The sequence below is a fragment of the Ochrobactrum teleogrylli genome (assembly GCF_037482325.1).
Lineage (GTDB): Bacteria > Pseudomonadota > Alphaproteobacteria > Rhizobiales > Rhizobiaceae > Brucella > Brucella teleogrylli.
The window spans coordinates 794808-816724 of the sequence record NZ_JBBHKQ010000002.1 but is presented as its reverse complement, the minus strand read 5'-3'; the positions used below and the strand labels follow the sequence as shown (position 1 = coordinate 816724).

Genomic DNA, 21917 nt, shown 5'->3' with positions numbered 1-21917 from the left:
GTCAGACCCAGTTGTCAGCGCATTTCCGGCAACATTGACAGCTGTCAACGTAAACAACACATGACGGAAGATTAAATTACCACCAGATTGCTCGTCAGTAAAATCGTTTAGTCCCGATAATTGCTTTGCTTGATGTTAACTATTCATTAACTAAAAACAAATTGCGGTGAAGACAGAATCGGGGCATCTTTGTCAGCGCATATTTGTTACGTTTTACTGAATATGCGCTGATAAGGACGAGCCATGCACCAAAACCCGACAGCATCTCCGCAACCTCATAGCAGCCTTCAGTCTTTGATTGAAGCCGACGCTGAAGAGCTGTCGAAGCGACTTCAGGCGCATCAAATGCGCATTTTTCCGCCAACAGCGCAGAAATCGATTCGCTCATTCACGCCCGCGGAAGCTGCATCTTTTATAGGCGTGGCGGAAGGCTACCTCCGGCAGATCGTATCGGAAGGCCACGGACCAGCGCCCCAGAGCAATGGTCGGCGGATGTATTCCATTCAGGACATCCACGCCATTCGGCAATTGCTGGATGACAACTCTCCCAAGACGCACGGCAAATATATCCGTCATCGTCGCAACGGCGAGAAGTTGCAGATCATTTCGGTCATGAACTTTAAGGGTGGCTCTGCAAAAACCACTACGTCGGCCCACCTCGCCCAGTATCTGGCTTTGCGCGGATATCGGGTTCTGGCCATTGATCTCGATCCGCAAGCCTCACTTTCGGCGATGTTCGGCCATCAGCCTGAGCTTGACGTGCGCGTCAATGATACGCTGTATGGCGCCATTCGCTATGATGCGGAACGACGTGAGATTACGGATATTGTCCGATCGACCTATACGCCGGGATTGCATGTCATTCCGGGCAATCTCGAGCTCATGGAATTTGAGCACGAAACGCCCAAGGTTCTGGCTGAGCAGAAGAATGAAGCCATGTTCTTCTCACGCATCGGCAGTTGCCTTGCGGTAGTCGAAGATCTTTACGATGTCGTTGTGATTGATTGCCCGCCGCAGATGGGCTTCCTGACCCTGTCCGCCTTGTGCGCGGCCACATCGGTTTTAATCACCGTCCATCCGCAGATGCTCGATGTTATGTCGATGAACCAGTTTCTGCATATGACGTCCGACCTCCTCGCTGTTGTTGAGCGCGCCGGTGGGAATACGCAATATGACTGGATGCGTTATCTGATCACCCGCTATGAGCCAAACGACGCGCCACAAAATCAGATGGCAGGCTTCATGCGCTCGATATTTGGCAATCGTGTTCTTGAAACTCCTATGCTGAAATCGACCGCTATTTCCGATGCGGGTCTGACAAAGCAAACCCTTTATGAGGTTGATCGTTCTGCATTCTCCCGCGGTACTTATGATCGAGCGTTGGAATCGTTGACATCTGTCAACGCTGAGATTGAAGACCTTATTCGCCAGACCTGGGGGCGTAACTAACCATGGCCCGCAAGAATATTTTCGACTTTTCTGAACAGTCCGAGCCATCGCAGACAACTGACGATCGCTCCACAGGCTCGTCCTTTGAGCAGGCGAGGCCGCTTGCAGGTCTGGATCGAGACCGCGCAAATCGTCCCGCCGCACTTGGCGCGATTTCGCAGTCTCTCGAAAAGATCAACGAACGGTCCGCCCGCGCCGATGAAATCGAACGTCAGCTTTCAACTGGTCAAACGATCGTCGAGCTCGATCCCGATCTGATTGACAGTTCATTCGTCTCTGATCGTCTGGGGTTTGACGATGAGGACCAAACGAAGCTCATTGAGCAGATCCGCGACAGCGGGCAGCTGGTGCCAATTCTGGTGCGCCCTCACCCCCAGAATGCGAATCGGTTCCAGATCGCTTATGGTCATCGGCGCGTCGCAGCGATTAAAGCGCTCGGCATCAAAGTCAGAGCGGTCGTCAAACAGCTTACCGATGAAGAACTGGTTATTCATCAGGGCCAGGAAAACAATACGCGTTCAAACCTCTCCTTCATCGAAAAGGCTTTCTTTGCCTATATATTGGAAGGGCAGGGCTATTCGCGAGAAACGCTTTATCAGTCGACGGGCATTGATAAAGCCATCCTGTCCAAGATGATCACGATCATCAAGTCGATCCCCGAAGAGATCATCCGCAAGATTGGCCGTGCCCCGTCTATCGGGCGTACGCGCTGGGAAGATTTCGTTAGCCTTTTGACAACTGTCGGCGAATCTGTCGCAACGGACGCCATAGGTAGCGCTGGCTTTTCCACGTTGCGTTCAGACGATCGATTTCAATTCGTATTCGATGCGCTCAAATTGTCAGCGTCGAAGGATAAGCGTCAAAAGAATGCTGTTCTATCACCTGTTCTCGGTGACGGTATTCAGCCTGTCTCCATCAAACGAGCTGGCAAAAATGTACAGTTCACCTTCAATGACAAGGCGGCTCCGCAATTTGCCGACTTTATCCAGTCGCGACTTGAAGAGCTCTATGCTGAATATAAGGCCGGCGAAGCACCCAAATAGCCTGGGAAGCGTAAGCCTTCAGCACTAGATCTAACCGATACATAGCCCAGGAGACTAAACCGCAAAAGAAAAAGGCCCCCAAAACGTTGCCGCATGGAAGCCTTCCTCAGATTTAAGCACTCAGAGAATCGCATTTCCATGAATCAGTGTCAAGAGTCATAACGTCATTATGGCGGCTGAATTTCTTTTGCCTGAAAAAAGGTAAGAGGAAATGCAAATTCTGGAGTCAATAACGTCCACATTTCGTGGGCGAAGGATGGCGTTTGGCCAATTGAAGCCTTCTTCACCGACCAAATTAGATGGCAAGACGGTCAACCGTTGGGCGATCTATAAAGAGCTTTGCATTGCCAAGTCAGTGTTCGGGATCAACGATCGCTGTCTGGCGGTGATAAGCTCGTTGCTGTCGTTTCTTCCCGAGAATGAAATCACCGTCAAAAACGGACTTGTTGTTTTTCCTTCCAATCGTCAGCTCTCCTTGCGAGCCCATGGGATGCCGGAATCGACTGTTCGTCGCCATATTGCTACTCTCATCGAGAGCGGCCTGATTGCGCGACGCGATAGTCCCAATGGCAAGCGCTATGCGTATAAAAACGAGGCCGGACAGGTAGAAGAAGCTTTTGGCTTTTCACTAGCGCCGCTTCTCTATCGTGCAGAGGAAATCTCGCAAGCCGCCAAGCAAATACAGGCCGACGCAGCGCTCCTCAAACGTAAGCGTGAACAGATCACCTTGCAGCGACGAGACCTCACCCAAATGATCAACGCAGCACTGGCTGATTCTCCATCCAGCTTCTGGCAGAATGTTCATTTGCGCTTTCGCGTGATCGTTGACGCCATCCCCCGCCGTGCTTCAACGACAGAACTTCAAGACATTCTAGACAAGCTGACCGCATTACGGGCAGAAATTGATAAAGCGTTGATTCAGATGAACAATATTGAGGAAATGAGCACCAATCACAACCAAAATGAGCGGCATCATATTGAATCCCTGCCTGAATCCCATTTTGAATCTCAAAATATAAAAATGAATGATTTGAAGGCGTCTTCTTCATCATTCACCGAGACCACGATTAAAACCAGCAAACCCGACCCCACGAAACAGATCTCCCTCGATACGGTGCTCAGAGCATGTCCTGACATCAAGGATTACAAACCAACCGGCATTACGTCTTGGCGTGATTTAATTGAAGCAACGAGAACTGTTTCAGCTTTCCTCGGCATCACGCGATCAGCCTATCATGAAGCCTGTCAGGTCATGGGCGTTGAAGGATTGTCAGCGACAATTGCCGGCATTCTACAGCGCATAAGAGAAATCGGATCAGCCGGCGGTTATTTGCGTTCTCTAACCCACAAAGCACGAGTAGGGGAGTTCTCCATCGCGCAAATGCTCTTGTCGTTGATGAAAGCAAACAGATCTCAACATGCTTTGAGTTGACGAATACGCTAACGAACTCCGTTCTGCACACCGCAACCGGGACATCATCGTAACCGACATGGCCATTCCCGCCTGGTGCCTGCGAATTATCCTCTGCAGGTGATGTGGAAAGGGGCGTCTCGGGTTGGCGGGAAAATCTAATCAGCTTGGAAGAGGGGGCATGTTTTGAAATCGAAACTGTGGGTACCGTGAAAGCGTTCGAACCTCAACGTTACGGTGTACTACTAAAACTAAAACCAATCCGCTCGTTTAATGTATCGAAGGTCTGTTGTAGTTTGTCGCTGTTCGATCGAGACAACAGCTCCGGAAATGCCTGACGCAAGAACAACCAGGACGTCCCAAGCGTTATGAACTGGTTGCGATAGCGTGGGCCAGAAGCAGGGCCCGTTCGCGCGCATCGCCGGTCAGTTCAACAATGGGGATCGCGCAACGAGCGCCAGCGCCTGATAACAAGCGGCAAAGGCGATCCATTCGGTCTCGGCGGGAGGCGCGCGCGCTGGCAAGATGCGATCATCGCCTGAAGTTGATAGGCGCCGGGGTGACGGCCATGGCGCGGTTCAGGCCGTCTGGGCCGCTCCGGATCTGCGACCAGTGCGGCGGCTGCGATCCTGACCAGCAGGAGGATCGGGTTTCCTGCCTTGTCGGAGCGCGCGGCAAAGCGCGATGCCTACCATTCCATAGGGACGGCAAGACCGTGGACATCGGGCTTGTTTGGCATCAATGCCGCAAGCGGGCGCCCGAGGCGCAGCGCTTCATGGCAAAGATCCGCACCAGCCAGTGTGCGCATTCGCTTGCCATATAACCCTCGTTGAAAATTAGACAAACCACTTCCAGCACGGTGGAATGCCGCTGCCGTCGTTCACGGCCCTGAGGGGTTTCGAAGACAGCTGTCGATGCGTTGAACGACGGTGGCTTCAGATACGAAAAAGGCGTGCGCCACTTCCGGTATCGATAAACCGCCCAAGAGCCTGGCCCTGCTCGGCGGGCAACGGGGGATGGCAGGCCGTAAAGATCAGCCGCAACAGGTCATCATCAATGACTTCATCAAGCCTGGCTTCGATATTGGGATCGGCCTGTACCAGTTCCGTGAGGTCGATTGCCGGTTCGCGATGCTCGCCGTCGATCAGCGTGGTGCGACGCTGCCGGTCTAGCGCGCGGTACTTCGCCACATGCATCAGCCAGGCGGCAGGGTTGCGCGGTACTGTTTATGGTCGCGCCGTCAACCGCCGCGTGCAAGGTTCCGCCATTGAGAGTGATTGCGTCATTACCAAACGTGTCATGCTCTCGTCCGTGGCGCGGTTGGCCACGACTGTTCCTTGTGAGATAGTTGTGCCACCGGAACAGGTATTGGATCGATCAAGATAAAGCGTGCCCACGCCCCCATTTTATGAGGGCACCGGCCCCAGAAATAGTCGTTGCGGCGGTTGGAGCACATCTTGAACCTTTGAGATCAGGCGGCTTCTTTCAAAATAGCACGGATAGGTGTTGGTGCAGTGCCCAGATATCCAGCAATCATCCGGGTGATGTGCTCGACAATATCGGCCTCGTCCGAGAGTGAGTGGCCGCAGTCATTGAGAACGATGGCATGGGTCAACGTCTCCACTGTCGTTACGCATATAAACGCAGCCGTATCGAGGTCATTGAGCTGAACGTCGTCCTTGCATTTCTCCAGATAATGCCGAACCAGATGGAGCGTGTCCTTTCGGATGGCTTCCACCTTGGCAAGTTTTCCAATACGGGGAACTTCTTCTTTCAAGATGCGGTGGAGCTCAGGATTAACCCGGTGCGCAGCAATCATCGCGCGAATGAGCTCCCGCATGCCACTATTCAGGTCGTCTGACGCGCGCTCTTGCATGGCATTTTCCAGCAGAGCCAGAATTTCACGATTGTGCCTTGCGACGAGCGCAGCCACAAGCGACTCCTTATTGGGAAAATACTGGTAGAGCGATCCAATGCTCACTCCCGCTACTGCAGCAACGCGATTTGTGCTGGCCCTCGCATATCCATCGCGCACCAAAACGCGAGCAGTGGCATCCAGTATCGCCTCGACGGTCATTTTCGACCTCTCTTGCGAGGCAGCTTTTCTGGGATTTGTAGCGTTGAGCTTGGCCATATTCTCGATTTCCTAATGCGAGTAGACAATGTGAGTAAAAGCTCACATATATTGTATAAATCGTCAACAATAAAGAATGTGAGCTCATTCAAGGCGCTCAAATGCCGAGATGGCGCTTCATTGTTCGAATTCGGAAAAACAAAGTAAGAGTTATATAAATGGTAGTGAAGTCTATCAACACTGTGATACTTGTTTCAGTAATGGTAGTTGGGGCTGGTTGTGTAAGCTCGGGACAAAGAAATCAAATTTCTGCGGCAGATTGTGTCGTTACAAAGTACACTCAGACATTCAATGAAAAATGCGGCACGCCTCGACTGGGTTGGAAGGGCGCGAACGGAAGCGATTTCATTATTAGATAATGATCGCACGCCACATGTTGATTAGTCTCGCGGCACCCTTCGCTTGAAAAAATGGAGGAGGGCAGTGCGTAGCCTAACATCCGAGGGGCTCCGTGGGCTTAATGAGGCCCTTGGCACCGAAGGGCTGTTGATCCATCTGTTCGAATATTTTTTGCCTGGATTGGCCATTCTTGATCACTGGATGATAGCCATAGGCGGACTCCAATTCAAAAGCTCACACTGAGTTTAGCATTGTATCCGTTCTGTTTGGCGCCGGAAGCAAACTGGCCGTTATAGGACAGGCCGAGTGTGGCGTCTTCGGTCAATCTGAAATCAAGTCCTGCTTCGATGAGAGCTGCATCTTCAGCGATCGGAAGCCCAGAGACTGTGAAGGCGTTTGAACCGATAAAGCTTGCGGTGGAAACCGGCGTGATGTCGCCATAGGCATGTCGCCAGCCAAGGTCGGTTCGGGCCGTTGCCGTGATGCTGCCAGAACAAACTCTGTCGATGCGCGGAGGCCGAGCGTTGAGAAGCTGGTATCCGTCGTGCCGGACTGAACCGAAAGGGCGGCAGCAGTCTGACCCGTTTCATCAAATCCATCGGTCTTCAGGCGAACATAGGCAAGACCCGCATAAGGCTCGAACAGGGCTTTGCCGTAGTGGATCTTATAGCCAAGTTCGCCAAAGAGCTGAACACTTCCAGCATCATAATCGCCGGTCAGATTATCGGCAAAGCCGGGAAAGGCGACAGAACGGTTCATGTCCATATCATGCCATGTATAGGCAAGACCGGATCGGAAAGCCAAGGCATGGCCATTGTTGAGCGTCCATTCGGTTCCCGCATAGGCGCCGAGTGTATAATTATCGCTGCTGCCCGATGAAGCGCGATCATCCCCATCGAAGCTGGAATGGCTGTAGCCGGCCAGAAGGCCGAGACGCCATGTGTCGAGGACAGTACCGTCGATACCGGTGACAAAGCCGCCAACAGAGGATTTTACCGATCCTGCATTGCTATTGCTATCCTGCCTCGTCCAAGCGCCATAGGCATAGCCCCAGGCGGTATAGAGATTTTGAGAAGGAGCAATGCCGACAGGGGCCGCGGCATCGATGGCAGAGGCTGAAGCCGAAACAGGCCTTTGCGCTTCGGCATAGGAAAGCGCATTGATCGGCGTTGCCGGAGCGCCGCCAAAGGCTTGTTGCAGACGACCAAGGGCTGCATTGCGAATAAACTGGCTGTCGTTGATCAAAACGCCCGTAGCGGTAGCATAAGCCTCGCCGGAAAGGCTGTCGAAAGCCGCACGCGCCTCATCGGCCGACAGCATCAGCAGGCTATTGTAGAGCGCAAGCGAAGAACCCGTCTGCTCCAGCGTATCCAGGCCGCCAGCCGTGGCATACTGATTGCGGGTCTGAGCGACCGTCGTAAAGAGGGCAGGGGAGGGCTGTTCAGGCTCAACCGGAATGGGACAGCCGGTATTCAGGCAGATTTTGAGATCTGCTGCGGTGTCACTAAAGGCAAGGCTCATATCGAGAAAGGCAGAGTTCGACATAACGCTTGCGAATTCACCACTGACACCGCCGTGGGTGGTCAGGATATGGTAGAGTTGACCATTCTGATAACTGGTTTCCGGATCGATGGTGGCAACCGAGACACTGCTGCCGGAAATTGTAGCAGTTCCCGCCACATCGACGCGATCGGAAGTGCCATTGCTGGCAATTTCGATCTCAAGAACTGAACCAGGTTTCAGCGTCAGATCGCCGTCGACAGTAAGCGTGCCAATGGAGTTGCCAGGAGCCAACCTGCTTCCCGGAGCGAGCGTGACTAGAGAACCTGGCCCGGAGCCTACGGACCCGTGTCCGCCGAGTAAGGCGCCATTCTCTATTAAGACGGAGCCGGCAAGCCGCGTATTATTCTTTGTGACTTCTGAGCCAACAATGAGCCCGCCTGAGAGAACAGACGTTGTTCCCGTGAAGGCTGATGACCGGCCATCATAAGCGAGGACACCGCCGCCTGATTTTGTCAGATTGCCGACGCCTTGGATTGTGCCTGTGAGTGAAAGTACGGTGCCAATAGCGGTGTTGATATATCCAGTCGACGTCACGTCGACGTTGCGTACCATTGCAAACGTTGCTGTCGTTTCGAGCGCACCGCCATTCAACACAAGATTGCTGGAAGAACCGCCCAAGTTTGCATCCGAAGAAACAGTCAGAACGCCAGCGTTTAAGGTTGTTGCGCCGCTATATGAATTGATGCCGGACAGCTCAACTATTCCTGAACCATCTTTTATTAGTCCGCCCTCTCCGGAGACCATTCCAGAAAGATGGAGATTGTAGCTGGCCGCGTTCAGTGTTAACGCCGAACCTGCTCCAAGTTTGAAATCATTATCTAATCCAACGGGCCCATCGATTCCAGACATGGTCACTGTGCTGCCGCTGTCAAGCTCGATCCCACCTATCAGCTGTGAACGGCCGGCAAGTTCCAAGACATTTGCCGAACCACGGAAGAGCAGAGCGTTAGAACGCGTCTGATGGTCACCCGACAACCCGCCGCTGATCGCACCAAAGTTGACGATTCGAGTATCGCCATTGGCGATGATCCCCACTCCGCCAGTCCCATCGTCGCCATCATTCCCATTTTGGGATGACAATTGAAAGCCGATACCGCCATCTCCACCGGCTCCGCCATTTCCTCCCAGGATCGTTCCAGCATTCGTCAGATTGTTCCCGGCATTCAAATAAATGCCGGTACCACCGTCGCCACCATTACCTCCGTTGCCCGCATATTTGAAACCGCTATTGCCCTTTCCGCCCCGTCCGCCGTCTCCGCCCGAGCCCCCTTGTATGAGGCCAACATTTAAGTGCGAAAGATCGGAGCCCTGTATCTGCAATCCGTCACCTCCGTCACCTCCCGAACCCGCACCCCCGGTGCCAGATGCCGGCAGACCTGCTCCACCAATACCTCCGTTGCCGCCCATTCCGCCTCGAATAATTCCATAGTTGTTCATCAGGCCGCCAACAATTGCGCCATTGCCGCCGGCTCCCCCGCCCCCGCCCCCGCCGTGATGATCCTGTCCTGACAGTTCGAGTCCGTTTCCGCCGCTGCCGCCACTGCCACCCAGAAGTAGGTCTGTCGCGGTGAGATGAAGGGCGATGTCTTCAAGCCCATTTGCGCCGCCGCCGCCACCGCCGCCGCCGGCACCGTAGCCACCCTTGCCGACGGCGTCCTGACCATTCCCGCCGTTGCTTCCCGGTGCGGTTCCTCCGGATCCGCCTTGGCCACCGGTGGTTGGCAGTTTACCTGCTTTGTCGACTCCATTGCCACCATTTCCGCCGTCGCTCCCAACACTGCCTCCGCCTCCACCACTGCCTTCGCCGTAGAAACCGGAATTGAAGTCTGGCGTAAGACCGGAGCCGCCTGCTACCCCGGATTTTCCTCCCTTTCCCCCTTGAAGCATGCTGAACGCCGCATCATTTTGAAAGAATTGGTCCGAGGCACCCCCATTACCGCCGGAGTGTTCGGCACTGAATGCTGTGATCGGTGAAAACAGAGTGAGGAAGAGCGTGGCTATCGCCGGTTTCGCAAAATAGAGGGGCGTTCTGGCAGACAAAATCCTTGAATCGGGAAGTTTGAAGCAAACAGGCGAGGAGTTCGTTGATAAGAACGTTGCTTGTGACAGGCGCAATCGAGAACTCCCAACCATTGTCATTCCCCCGAGAGCTGGCCAGATTTTAACTGTTATCGTTGAGTCCTTACTGACGCACAACGGACCGAACAATACGGCAGATGCCGTATTTTTTGAGGGTACGAAGGGTTTTCTGGATCAGCTCAGTAAACGAGACGCGCGTCCACTGCGCCGCTTGGCGTTGTTATAATAGTCGGACGCCTGCTGTACGGAGCGATGACGCGATTGTTCCATCGCTTCCGGGAGCGGAATACCACGATTGGCGGCTTCGGTGAGATAGCCGGAGCGTAACCCGTGCGCTGAAAACTCCCTCGGTTCAAGCCCTGCCATTTGCACCCGCTGTTTGACGATCCGGTTGACGGCGCTTGGTTCGAGCGCTCGCGTGGACACATTGCCCCAGCGATCGACTTTTCGAAACACGCTGCCCTTGTCGATCCTGGCTGCTTCCAGCCAGCGGGTGAGGGCTTCGACGGGTCGGCCGGTCAGATAGACGATTTCATCGTGATCGGCACCACTGGTTTTGGTGCGACCAAGATGGATGCCGAGCGAGGGGAGGGGAAGGCCGTCTTCATCGGTGACAGGGGGTTGTTTGATGAGCTGTTCTACACGCAAGCCGGCGACTTCGCTGCGCCTGCGCCCGCCCGAAGCAAAGGCTACCATCAGGATTGCCCGATCCCGGATAGGGGTTAGATCCTCGCCGGAACAGGTTGCCAGCAGCTTGCCCAGAATATCGCCGGTAATCGCATGGGCACTCTTGCGGCTGCGCGGCCGGTTCGGGGCGCGCACCGCAAGCCGGATGGCCGATTTGACGGACGGTGATGAAAACGATCCCTCCAGACCGCGCCAGCGGGTCAGCGTCGACCAGTTGGCGAGACGCCGGCGCACCGTTGCCGGCGCATGCGGCCCGGATACACGCAGAAAGCCTTGTCGGCGCAAGTGTGCTTCCACGCCGGCCGGCATGCCGTGCTCGGATTCGATCTCACGTTGCTGGGGGCTCCACAAATGATGCGCGATGAATTTCAGGAGCAGGGCTTCCGGCGCCGGGAAGGGAAGGGGGCTGCCGGTTGCGGCCATTGACCAAGCTTCGAGATAGGCAAGATCCGAGGTCAAGGCGCGCAGCGTGTTTTCCCCCATGCCTTCATTGACCAGATGGCGCAGTGTCTCGACATCCTCATCCGTCAAAATGCCAGCCAGCATGTCGCGCCGGTTCATCGGCAAAACGGCGGCAATCGTGTCGAGTTGTTCTGCCCGGCTCTGGACAGGCAAGCGGTCTGGTCTGGTCATTGCACGATACTTCTCGATTTAAAACTTGCGGAAAACCCGGAAATTCCGTACATTACGGAAAACGGAGGTTGATCATGACATCCACAGTAACAGCCGCAGCCATTTCCAAGAATTTTGGCGCTTATCAGGACGCTGCCGTGCGCGATCCGGTTATCATTACCAAGAACGGTCGCCCGCGCACTGTTCTGCTCGCTTACGAGGATTATCTGCGTTTGATGCGACGGGAGCGTCGCGTCGAATTGACCGCTACGCTGACCGAAGATGATCTCGCGGCTGTTGAAGCCGCCTCGATGGAAGCAGGCCTTGAGCATCTCGATCGTGAACTGAACGAAAAATAGCATGATTCCGAGTGAGCCCAAGGTCGGTTGGATTTTCAGATATTCGTATTTGTGGCACTGGCAGTTCGAGCAGGGGCGGGAAGAGGGCGACAAGGATCGGCCTGTTCTCGTATTGGCTATCACAACGACACTGGAAGACGGATCGCCGGTTGTCAGGGTTTTGCCCGTCACCCACACGCCACCGCAACGGGCTGACCAGGCAATTGAAATTCCCGCTGCCACCAAACGCCGCCTCGGACTGGACGATGAGCGTTCCTGGATCGTGCTCAGCGAAAGCAATCGCTTTGTCTGGCCGGGACCGGATCTGCGACCTGTCGATGGTGATACCGGCTATTACGGTCCGGTGCCACCGGCGCTGTTTGCCGAGATCCGAGACCGTTTTGTTGCACTCGCTCGTAGCGCGAGTCACCGGCAAGTACATCGCTCTGAATAGGTTCTTGCGCGTTGTTAAACAGCCGCCTTTGCCCTGACTTTCGCTGATTTGCGGCGTCAAATCAATAAGCTTCGATAACCAATCTAATCATGTATTTTTCGAACTAAGGTTGCCAACAACGCGTATGGGTTCCAGTCGGCGGCCGTCTGTGAGTTCTGACGAATAGTCAAGAACGGCTAGTCGTCGCCGAGACGGGGTCGCGAGTGGCACTCATTTGCCGAGACTGTCTTGTGGATGCCTCCGCCCGAGATCAACGTCAAGCTCTTCTAGAGTGAACAAGATAAGCGATCACATCGGTAGGACTACGATGATGGTGATGATCCATAAGCTTTAACAACAGGCGAAAGTGGCTTTCAGGTGCGTGCTCAACCTCATAATCAGAGATTGTGATCAGCACGATAACTGAAAAGGGTGATTGTCGCGTTTGTGGAATTGTCGGAAAAGACCGCGGAAAATCGCGCCGGATGGGTTACAATGAGAAGGTTTGTGCTGAGCAAAGTAGACAAGGCGCATTACTAACAAGGGAGCATTTCGATGGAAACGCCGCTTAGAATTAGAAACGTTCTGCTAAGAGCTTTCCTGATCAATCTGCTATTTATCATCTTTGTGTGGTTGATGTCGCTCAGCGGCATTAAACAAGTATGATGTCCGTCTTTTTTGGCTTTAGCGTCGATCAAACCCACATGTACATGGCCAATATCACCGGGTTCTGGAAGATTCTGAACGGCGTCCTTTTCCTGAGCCCCGCAATAGCGATCCAATGGGAATATCGTGCAAAGAGATGACCATGATAAACTTGGCAACATTTTGCGACCCAGTCGCGTAAATGGATATGGACCGTAGCGTCGCCAGTCTCGTGAAGCAAATGGAGTTCGGCCCGTGGTGCTTCGCAGCGAAGAAGTTCTGTGAAAGCACGAACGATCCCCGCGCTTGCGCTGTGGGAATGAGTTAGGCTTCCAGTTGGTGAAGTAGATCGAGGTCATTGAATTCGGTGAACGGGCCAAGTGCCTTGTTTGAAATTGGGTAGTCTGTGAGAAGTCGCCCATTTACGCCGGTTGTGGAACGTAGGCGCTAGTGACGGCAGCAATAATTATGCATCTACGGGAAGGCTTCTCTGGTTGGTCGGGCCTGGGTCAGCATTATTCGGGCCAATGCCTCTGGTTCCAGTCGAGCTACGTTGTGGCCACAATCGAGAGAAAAGGTTGACCAATCCGTTTCCTCGCTCAAGCTTTGGTAAAGGTCGAGGAATGGACTTCCATCCCATCCATGTGCGCCAACGAAGACCTTACGAGGTATTTCACGCCAGCGTCCGGTTAAAGTGATTGACTGGAGAAGTGTCGCGATCGGTTGTGGGCGGCATCGTGGGTCCAGATTGGAAGGCGGGGCACAATTCAGCCCGTCACCTTTTGCACCTGCGATGAACATGTCTCGAAAGCGCGGTGTTGTCAGCGACCAGACCGAGTCGCCGGTTTCTGGGACATAAGCGTCAACATAGACCAGTGAACGGATGCGCGACGGAACGGCGTCCGCTACGCCGCTCACGATCATTCCTCCGTAGGATTGCCCGACAAGGATCAAGTCGTCACTATGCGACTTCACGACATCAACGACCTCGCTTACATGAGTTTCAAGATTGGCCGAAGGGGCAGGTGTATCACCGAGCCCCGAAAGTGTGATTGGCACAACTATGTGCCCGTGCCCTGCGAGGATATCCGCTACTTTCTGGTAGACCCAACCGCCCTGCCAGCCTCCGGCTATCAGAATGAAAGTGGCCATAATAATCGTTCCTATCGTTGGTGCGGTAACGAACTGAAGAATAGACCGCTTTTGCGCCCAAACCGGTCATTCAGCGTAATCGCAGATAGAGCGTCGTTCGAACGCGGCTCTGTCCAGAGGATCATAGTCTCATTGTCAAAATATTTTACTGTGTCGAAGGTAATTAAAAGTTTTCTCTGTGCTGAAAAGACCTCTGCCATGATTGCGCCAACGTCGCCTGGCCATTGCTCGAACACCGCAAGTGTCAGATGGGGCAGATATCCTAATTCCAGCATCGAGCCTTTCGGTTCAAATACGCTCGCCACATCCCAAAGCTTCAGGATTTCAACTGCGGTAGCGTTGCAGCTTTTCAAGCTGACTCCATAGGGCATTCATTGCCTCCACCGGGTGTTTCTTTTCGACCCTACAGCAACTAGGTGTCGCCGGTCGAGCGTTCGCTTTGGGCCTCATAACTGCCAATTGCAATACCTCAGTGTAGCTCAGCGGAAGCTAGAAGCTCACTGAGCTTGGCGTTGAACCCGTTTTGTTTGGCGCCGTATACGAACTGGGCAATCGCTCTTGCGTTGGTACCAATTATTGGTACAATCGCGTAAAGGAGTGAATATATGTCACGAAACACATCAGTTACCCTCGGTGATCACTTCGCCAATTTCGTCGATTCACAGGTGAGGGGAGGGCGCTATGGCTCTGCCAGTGATGTTGTGCGTGCAGGATTGCGCCTTTTAGAAGAACATGAAACGCGCGTTAGGTCCTTGCAGGAGGCGCTGATTGCGGGCGAAGAGTCTGGTCAGTCGAAGCCCTTGGATCGTGAGGGCTTCCTGCAGAGAATGAAGACGAAGCATGCGCTTTGATGGGTATCAGCTTACACCGCTTGCCGAGGCCGATCTCGAAGATATCTGGGTTTACACCTTACGCGAATGGTCATTAGAGCAAGCAAACAGCTATATCACTGACGTCATGGATGCTTTTGAAGGGTTAACGGACGGGAGCAAGCGTGGTCGGTTGACGGACATCCGACCAGGTTATCTCAAATATGCCGTCGGATCCCATGTGATCTATTTCCGGGAGCACGAGAACACGCTGCTTGTTGTGCGTATTTTGCACGGGCGTATGGATGTTGGGCGGCACATGTAACGCATATTGTGTTGCATTATCGAAAGTTCCAATGACGGAGGATTGTCTATCACATTGATTGAAAGACGGCCTCTCGGCCGAATGATCGGTCAGGCGCTTAGCGACGAATGAGACCAAAACCGTGGGCTTCATCTAAAAGGTGACGAACGGAGGAAGGCTGCCATTTCCTCCCACCGCGCGTCGGCCGCTCTCCCATCTGATCGAGCTGGGCCGCGATATCGCGAAGCGACAATCCGGGATCGGCAATCGCAATTGCGGCGACCAGTTTCATCAGGTGATCAGAAGGAATGCGGCGAGGGGATCGGGCAACAAGCTTCTTGTCGGCGATTTTTTCGCGGACGAGACGATGCACGGCGCGGCGCAGACGCTCGACCGTCCAGTCATGTCCGCGCCTATTGAGCACCTGTACGATATTCTCCCAGCTGTGGACCGGGCGCATTTGTTGCACCAGAGGCAACCAGGTCTGTGCCGAGGTGATCAGTTCATCGAGATAGCGTTTGTTGCGCGCTTGAGATACCGCCCGGATCGCTTCCGGCTTGCGCTCTCTCAAGCCGGGATTTCCCGGAAGCTTGCCGCGCGCCTTTGCAGCTTTGATCCCCGCTTTGGTCCGTTCTGCAATCAGCGCGCGTTCGAGCTGTGCAACGGCGTCCAGCACCTGCAGAGAAAACATGCCTTGCGGCGTGGATGTGTCGATGGGATCACGGATAGATCGAAAGTGGATGCCGCGTTGTTCGAGATCTTCGATAACCTGCAGAAGGTGACTGACCGAGCGGGCGAGGCGGTCCAGCCGGACCACGACGAGAACGTCACCGGCAACGAGTTTCGAAAGCAGCCGGGTCAGGACCGGGCGGGCGAAGTCCCGGACCCCTGCTCCTGAAAGATGCGATCACAGCCAGCTGCCCGCAACTCGTTCTGTGCATCATGGACCGGATCGTCGGTCGAGACGCGTGCGTAACCGATGAGGCGAGCGGGACGGGGCAACGCACTGGTGGCCTGACGTTTTTGACATGGCTGTTTCTCCCGCGCTTGAAGCGACTTTGTTCAAATAAGGAATGCATGAGGAAATGGTTAGTTGCAAGCGAGTTTTACTATGCAATTTAACCGCCATCAGAAGCGATTTTAATGGGTAGACGAGAAACCCTCATCAAAACAACCGTTGCGCGCCAGCGGCCTACCTAAGTTAAAAGGTCCAAATCTATAAACAGGGAGAGGGATGGATAAGCTGGAATGATCACGGTAGGCGGCGAAAAGAGATAAGCCGAGAGCCTCGGTAGATACCGAGCAATCCGTAGTATGATAGCTCGTCCTTGGCGAAAAAATGAAAGGTAAGAACACTTGGCGTCCCTTGCGGAGAACAGTGCCGTGAGAAGGGCTTCAAAAGAACTGTTTTCCTAAAATAGGTGCGACCGATTGGAGAAAATGTCAACTCGACGATACTTTAAATCCTTAGATTGTGGCGGGAGATACGTTCCTTGATCTGCCATTTGCTTTTGCTTCAATGGCAGTGTTAATTGTCGTTCAATTGGGGTGGGGGCATGATACAGAATCGATCGTTTCTTTTCTTGATAACAGGGTTTGTTGTCAGCGTTCTTGTTACGGGCTGCGCGGTATCCGATGTCGGGCCGATCAATCGTTCAACGTCTCAATTATTCGCGTTTAACAATCATTTCGTTCCCGATCACGGGGATGATGGCGCAATGATAATTGGCCTGGCGTTTTCTGGCGGCGGCACTCGGGCTGCCGCTTTTGGCTATGGAGTTATGCGGGCGCTCGACGATACGATAGCGGACGAATATCCCTATGAGCGAAGCCTGGTCGATAATATCAGGATAATATCGGGGGTGTCTGGAGGTGCGGTTCTTGCGGCCTATTTTGGCATGAAAGGGCGCGATGATTATCGGGATTTCCGTGAAACGTTTCTGGTCAGGAACGCTGAAGAACGCGTGCGCACCAATGCATTGTCGCCAGCAGTCGCCATTGGCGTTCTGAATGGCGGCGCAAATGACCGATCCTCGCTTGCCCGTTGGCTCGACGACAATATTTTCCATGGTGCGACCTATTCAAAGTTTGACTGGTCCAATGCGCCATCGATCTGGATCTCTGCATCGGATATCTACAACCGGGTTCCATTTCACTTCAGCGTAGAAACCTTTGCAGCACTGTGCAGTAATCTGAAGGATCTGCGGATTGCTGACGCAGTCGCGGCGTCCGCGGCGGTTCCGGTCGTTTTCAAGCCCATTTCGGTTGCATCCAACCATGGTGCCTGCACCTATCGCCAGCCCGATTGGCTAAGCCGGGTCATGGCCGATCCCGAGGCGTCGTATAGGTTGAAGGCCTATGGGCGCGCACTGCACACTTACCGGTCGAACAATGTGAATTTCATAAAATTGCTCGATGGCGCGCTGACCGATAATCTGGGGCTTACGCCATTTGCGATGGCCAGAGCCTCGGCGCAAACGCCCTATGGGCCATTGTCGCTTGCCGATGCCGTGAAGCTGAAGACTTTTCTTTACATTGTCGTGGATGCTGGCCGTGAGATGGAATATCCATGGGTAAAGGAGCTGCAAGGGCCAGGGATTTCTGAAATCCTCGGTGCGGTTACGGATACTGCCATTTCCTCGTCGGTCAGGGAAGGGTTCGATGCGCTGAAGCTGGCGACAACGCAATGGCGCGACGAACTCATTGCATATCGGTGCGGCCTGTCTGCAGCCACGGTAGCGCGCTATCGCGGCTCGTTGAAAGGATGGAACTGCCGCGATGTCCGGTTTCATGTACAACGCCTGTCGATACAAGATCTTCCCGCTGGCATGGCTGCAAGTTTCAATGAAGTGCCAACCCGCTTCGTGCTTCCGACAGAACAGGTGGATCAGGTGATTGCCGCTGGTCGCGTGGCGTTTAAAAGAAACGCCGTCCTCCAGAACGCCATTCGCGAAGTCCAGTCCGATGCAGGCGTCAAGAAACCGGTTAGCCCGAATATGCTCCAACAAAATCTATCATCGTCTGAAACACTGGCGTCGGGGCCATTGTAGCGCCAGCACCAACCCGGTTCTCGCAATATTACCATTTATGACTGCCGATCCGAGGCCACAGAATATACCATGATCAAACTGCTTTTTATGTTTGCCTGGGCATCGCTATGCTCGATGATTGTGTTATGGGCGGCAATGGCGCTCTGGTTTCATTTGCAGGTGGGGCAGACGATCAAAATCTGTGTCATGGCCCTGACCGCGCTTGTTCTTGCAGTTTATATCTCGGTCCTGTTTTCACCGCGTTCGAGCAGCCAGTTGATAAGCTTCAGTAACGTCGCATTCATCTGCCTCGGTTCCCTCTTTCTGGTCTCCTGGTTTTCGATGAAGCCCTCGCTCACGCGGGATTGGGCGGCAGATGTCCAGCACACGGTGACAGCGGATGTTCAGGGCGACGAGGTGACATTTCACAACATTCGTGACTTCACATGGAATGACAGCCGGATATTTGTGCCGAGGTGGAAATCCGGGACGTACAGGTTGAACGAACTCAATTCGGTGGATGTCATCTTGTCTTACTGGACGCATCCGGCCATTGCACATACATTGATTTCATTCGGCTTTGCAGATGGTCGCCATCTGGTGTTCTCAGCCGAAATCCGCAAGAAAAAAGGTCAGGAATTTTCTTCGCTGGGTGGCTTTTTCAGAAGTTTCGAATTGGCGATGATAGCGGCGGAAGAACGGGACATTGTTTATTTGAGAACCAATGCCCGCGACGAGCGCGTCTATCGATATCCGGTCGATGTTGATCAAGAGCTTATGCAGGCGATGTTGCTCAAATATATCGAAAAGGCCAACGATCTTGCCAGAAACCCGGCCTTCTACAATACACTTACGTCCAATTGCACGACGGTCGTTTTCGACCTTGTTCGCCTGCTGGAACCAGGTTTTCCATTTGATTACAGGATTTTGCTCTCCGGCTATCTGCCGGAGTTTCTCTATGACAATGAGCTGCTCATGAACAGCGACCTGCCGTTCAGTGAAATCCAGCAGCGCGCCTTGCTGACGCCGGTTCGCTCGATGGAGCGCGAACAGTTTTCTACGGTCATCCGGCAGCCTGCCGGTACTTAGCCAGGCCGGATATATGCGAGACGTGCGCTAGCTTATGTCTTGCTTCGTGTTTGCGTATTTTTTTAGCAGGCGAAGTTTGGGAAACGTCAAGAACGATTTTGGCGGATCGACCAGAGCCGACAATGCGCGCGCATAATCCAGCACCAGACCGGGCGTCCACGCCATGGATTCTGCGCGTTTGCGCATCAGTCCCGCTGCCCATAGCTCAGGATAAATGATCGCGCGCAACGCTGTCATTATTGGCCAGTTGTGGTCACGATAAACACCTTCCAGCGCTGCATCCAGAGCATCAGCGACTGCACTTGAGCAATTGCGGTTTGTGAGATTATAGGTGTTGTCTGCGCTGTAATGTTGCCAGAATGCATTCAATCGCGATGCGTCGATATTCTTAATCACCACCTGCACCGTCGATTGGCACCATTCGGCGGATTCTTCCTGATAGCTTGGCAGGAAACGTCCGGGCACATTGTTGTCTGCGGTGGCGCGTAATGTCCGGGTGAATTCGTCCGGCGATCGGTCGATCTCGACTGCCGGATAATGGCTGATATAGACGTGTGGGGCCATTTCCAGAGCCGCATGGCCTGTGGAAATGACGCCGTTTGTATCGACGGCTGCGATATATCGATTGATGGCCCTTTGATGAAGCGGGGTCATGACCTGACCTGTGGGAGTCCAGACATGGACGATCAGCTCGCTGCGATTGGCAGAATGGGCGAGGGAGCTGGAATCCGGCTTGTTCCAAAAAGGATTTCTGTTGAAGATACTGCTGATCGATGCGCCTTCTTCCAGCCGTCGCACCCGTGTCGCAATGTTCAATATGCCAAGGCTGGTAAGGATCATGACGGCGCCGACATTGAAGGCAACTGTTCCGGCGTACCATGTTGGCCATGGCTGAAGCGTTGCAATGGCGATGCAAACTTCCGCAATGCCGCCCATCAACCCCAGCCGCCAGCGGGGATAGCGGACAACCCATGCACTGCCAATGCGCACACTGCCATCCACAAGGAAGCAGAACCCCAGCACCATCGCAAGCGTGAAGTGGCTGGCGGGGGTGGCGCTGAGGATCAGCAAGGCGACCGCGAACAACGCGATACCCTGCACGACACGCATTCGTCTCGCCGTTCCCTGACTGAACGCGGCAGCCAGGAGGCCGACAGCCGCCTCCGGCAGCAGGAAATAGCCAAAAAAGCGCGACGGAATGATCGTCTTTCCGTCCAGCGCATCTATAGCGATGAATGTGCCGAGGAGAAGCCAGACGCCGCCGGTAATGAGCAGTATTTTCCAGTGCCGCTGGATAATTTCGCGACCAAGGAGAATAAGAACGATGCGTATCATGCCTGGGGGTCTCCACTGGGTTTAAGCGTGCGCTTTACGATCAGGGCGAACACCATGAAAACGACGCAGACCATTCCCACAAAGGTCGGTAGGCCGTGCTGCATCACGTCCAGAAAACCGCCTGCCAGCATCGGTCCCACCAAGGCGCCACCGCCCCAGAACAGCCCCATCGCCGCATAGACGCTGATAAGGTCCGCCCCACGGAACTGCGAGCCGATTATCGCGAGCATTGTCGTATAAATGCCAACGAAAATTCCGCCCCAGATGAACAATGCCGGGTAGGCCAGCCAGCTCACCGATAGAAGCAGGGGCCAGAGAAATGCCGTTATTGCGGAAACCGCCGTTAGGGCGATCATCAGTGTAACCCGGTTCATCTTGTCTGATAGCCAGCCGATGGGAAGCTGCAGCGCAATGGCACCGACCATGAGAACCGTGATCAGTTGTGCACCTTCGGTTTCGTTCCAGCCGAGCCGCATGGCATAAATGGCAAGGAAAGACAGTCCGGCTGTTTCAACTGCCGAATTGATTGCCGTTGTTCCCATGGCAATGGGCGACAGTCGCATCATACGCAAGAAATTTGAGTGTTTTTGCTGGGCCATTTCAATCTGTCGAAGTCCCGGCAGACTCATGATGACAAAGGCGAGGAGGGCAACGACCGCCCCGATTGCAAATGGCACCAGCCCTTCAAACCCCGTAAACGACAGGATCAGCGGGCCGCCGGCAAAACCCAGCGAGAGCGACGCCGTATAGGTCGCCATGATGCGTCCGCGATTTTTATTGTCGCTCAGCTCGCTGGCCCAGGTTTCCGTCAATACGAACAGAATTTCGGCAGAAATTCCCAGCAGGAAACGCAACGGAAACCAGAACCAGAAACTAGGCACCATTGGAAACAGGATCAGAAGCAACGCTGATGAAAGTAGCGCGGCCATGATGAGATATTTGGGCTTGTAGCGGATAGCCAGTCCCGAAAGGAAGGGTGCTATGCACAGGACGCCGAGCGCATGCATGGCGGCATTGGCACCGACAAGCGTTTCCGTCAGCCCGCTTTTGATAAGCATATGCGCCACCAGCGGAGCCGTCAGGCTGTAAGTGAGCCCGAAAATTGACGCTGTCGCAATTATGATGGCAAGGGAAAGGAGCGAACTTTTTTCACTTGAGCGTTGTGTTTCAACGCTGTCGACTTCTGCTTCCAGTCTCAATTCTTTGCCCCAACCCAAAAGAATAGAATCGATGATACCCCATTGTCCAATACACCGCTCTTCGTAATCAATTAGTAAAGCCGAAATTGCAAAAATTCTACATAGAGGCCTCCCCGAAAAGGGTAAAACGGTTTTCGGAGAAGACTTGTGCTGAAAAGAGATTTTAAAACATTGATCTATTTCATTCAGATCGGTCGTCACACTCTGTGTAACTTCGAATAAACGCCGCGATAAACCAGAGGACCTATATCCAATTCCCTTCTAGAG

General features: G+C 53.8%; 17 protein-coding genes and 2 pseudogenes. 9 read left to right on the top strand and 10 right to left on the bottom strand.

The window, feature by feature from the left end; translation table 11 throughout:
- Positions 1 to 243 precede the first annotated feature (243 nt).
- From repA to repC, 3 genes are all read left to right on the top strand, one after another.
- The gene (gene repA, locus WIX40_RS21300; protein WP_109365580.1) at positions 244 to 1449 is read left to right on the top strand and encodes a plasmid partitioning protein RepA; all 1206 of its coding nucleotides are present in this window, start codon (positions 244 to 246) and stop codon (positions 1447 to 1449) included.
- 2 nt (positions 1450 to 1451) lie between these two features.
- Entirely contained in the window at positions 1452 to 2492 is a 1041-nt protein-coding gene (gene repB / locus WIX40_RS21295) for a plasmid partitioning protein RepB (protein WP_339442013.1), read from the top strand.
- 211 nt (positions 2493 to 2703) lie between these two features.
- A complete protein-coding gene (gene repC, locus WIX40_RS21290; RefSeq protein ID WP_339442012.1) occupies positions 2704 to 3924 on the top strand; it encodes a plasmid replication protein RepC in 1221 nt (406 codons plus the stop codon).
- Between the two features lie 914 nt (positions 3925 to 4838).
- Here repC and WIX40_RS21285 read toward each other — a convergent pair.
- The 5 genes and pseudogenes from WIX40_RS21285 to WIX40_RS21270 form a co-directional block, all read right to left on the bottom strand.
- The gene (locus WIX40_RS21285; RefSeq protein ID WP_339442010.1) at positions 4839 to 5093 is read right to left on the bottom strand and encodes a hypothetical protein; all 255 of its coding nucleotides are present in this window, start codon (positions 5091 to 5093) and stop codon (positions 4839 to 4841) included.
- A gap of 36 nt (positions 5094 to 5129) precedes the next feature.
- The gene (locus tag WIX40_RS23700) at positions 5130 to 5300 is read right to left on the bottom strand and encodes a hypothetical protein (protein WP_371834162.1); all 171 of its coding nucleotides are present in this window, start codon (positions 5298 to 5300) and stop codon (positions 5130 to 5132) included.
- A 74-nt stretch (positions 5301 to 5374) separates the two neighbouring features.
- A complete protein-coding gene (locus tag WIX40_RS21280) occupies positions 5375 to 6037 on the bottom strand; it encodes a TetR/AcrR family transcriptional regulator (protein ID WP_339442009.1) in 663 nt (220 codons plus the stop codon).
- Between the two features lie 628 nt (positions 6038 to 6665).
- Positions 6666 to 8683 (bottom strand): annotated as a pseudogene (locus WIX40_RS21275) (autotransporter outer membrane beta-barrel domain-containing protein); the annotation flags it as partial.
- A gap of 1509 nt (positions 8684 to 10192) precedes the next feature.
- On the bottom strand, positions 10193 to 11338 hold the full coding sequence (locus WIX40_RS21270; RefSeq protein ID WP_339442007.1) for a site-specific integrase: 1146 nt from the start codon (positions 11336 to 11338) through the stop codon (positions 10193 to 10195).
- Between the two features lie 74 nt (positions 11339 to 11412).
- Between WIX40_RS21270 and WIX40_RS21265 the strand changes: the two genes are divergently transcribed.
- Positions 11413 to 11676, top strand: a complete 264-nt coding sequence (locus tag WIX40_RS21265) for a type II toxin-antitoxin system Phd/YefM family antitoxin (RefSeq protein ID WP_024899766.1) — start codon at positions 11413 to 11415, stop codon at positions 11674 to 11676.
- Position 11677: 1 nt separating this feature from the next.
- Positions 11678 to 12109 carry a plasmid maintenance toxin (PemK-like) gene (locus WIX40_RS21260; protein WP_339442004.1) on the top strand — a complete coding sequence of 144 codons (432 nt, stop codon included), beginning with the start codon at positions 11678 to 11680 and terminating at the stop codon, positions 12107 to 12109.
- 1098 nt (positions 12110 to 13207) lie between these two features.
- Here WIX40_RS21260 and WIX40_RS21255 read toward each other — a convergent pair.
- Together WIX40_RS21255 and WIX40_RS21250 are read right to left on the bottom strand one after the other, a co-directional pair.
- Positions 13208 to 13885 carry an alpha/beta fold hydrolase gene (locus tag WIX40_RS21255; protein WP_339442002.1) on the bottom strand — a complete coding sequence of 226 codons (678 nt, stop codon included), beginning with the start codon at positions 13883 to 13885 and terminating at the stop codon, positions 13208 to 13210.
- A gap of 11 nt (positions 13886 to 13896) precedes the next feature.
- Positions 13897 to 14256, bottom strand: a complete 360-nt coding sequence (locus WIX40_RS21250) for a hypothetical protein (protein WP_339442000.1) — start codon at positions 14254 to 14256, stop codon at positions 13897 to 13899.
- 234 nt (positions 14257 to 14490) lie between these two features.
- Here WIX40_RS21250 and WIX40_RS21245 point away from each other — a divergent pair, with 234 nt between their 5' ends.
- Positions 14491 to 14736: a type II toxin-antitoxin system ParD family antitoxin gene (locus WIX40_RS21245; protein WP_109366597.1), complete on the top strand. Its 246-nt coding sequence runs from the start codon at positions 14491 to 14493 to the stop codon at positions 14734 to 14736.
- Positions 14726 to 15019 (top strand): type II toxin-antitoxin system RelE/ParE family toxin, encoded by a 294-nt coding sequence (locus WIX40_RS21240; RefSeq protein WP_339441999.1) that lies wholly within the window; start codon positions 14726 to 14728, stop codon positions 15017 to 15019. The genes WIX40_RS21245 and WIX40_RS21240 overlap by 11 nt, the downstream gene beginning before the upstream one ends.
- A gap of 97 nt (positions 15020 to 15116) precedes the next feature.
- On the opposite strand, the pseudogene WIX40_RS21235 reads toward WIX40_RS21240, so the two are convergent.
- Positions 15117 to 16000 (bottom strand): annotated as a pseudogene (locus WIX40_RS21235) (recombinase family protein).
- A gap of 554 nt (positions 16001 to 16554) precedes the next feature.
- Between WIX40_RS21235 and WIX40_RS21230 the strand changes: the two are divergent.
- Together WIX40_RS21230 and WIX40_RS21225 are read left to right on the top strand one after the other, a co-directional pair.
- Positions 16555 to 18048, top strand: coding sequence for a patatin-like phospholipase family protein (locus tag WIX40_RS21230; RefSeq protein ID WP_339441998.1), 1494 nt, complete (start codon positions 16555 to 16557; stop codon positions 18046 to 18048).
- Between the two features lie 69 nt (positions 18049 to 18117).
- Positions 18118 to 19116: an Lnb N-terminal periplasmic domain-containing protein gene (locus WIX40_RS21225; RefSeq protein WP_339441997.1), complete on the top strand. Its 999-nt coding sequence runs from the start codon at positions 18118 to 18120 to the stop codon at positions 19114 to 19116.
- A gap of 27 nt (positions 19117 to 19143) precedes the next feature.
- On the opposite strand, the gene WIX40_RS21220 is transcribed toward WIX40_RS21225, so the two are convergent.
- A complete protein-coding gene (locus tag WIX40_RS21220) occupies positions 19144 to 20451 on the bottom strand; it encodes an HdeD family acid-resistance protein (protein ID WP_339441996.1) in 1308 nt (435 codons plus the stop codon).
- A complete protein-coding gene (locus WIX40_RS21215) occupies positions 20448 to 21851 on the bottom strand; it encodes an MFS transporter (RefSeq protein WP_279678447.1) in 1404 nt (467 codons plus the stop codon). Before WIX40_RS21215 ends, WIX40_RS21220 begins: the two co-directional genes overlap by 4 nt.
- Between the last annotated feature and the right edge of the window lie 66 nt (positions 21852 to 21917).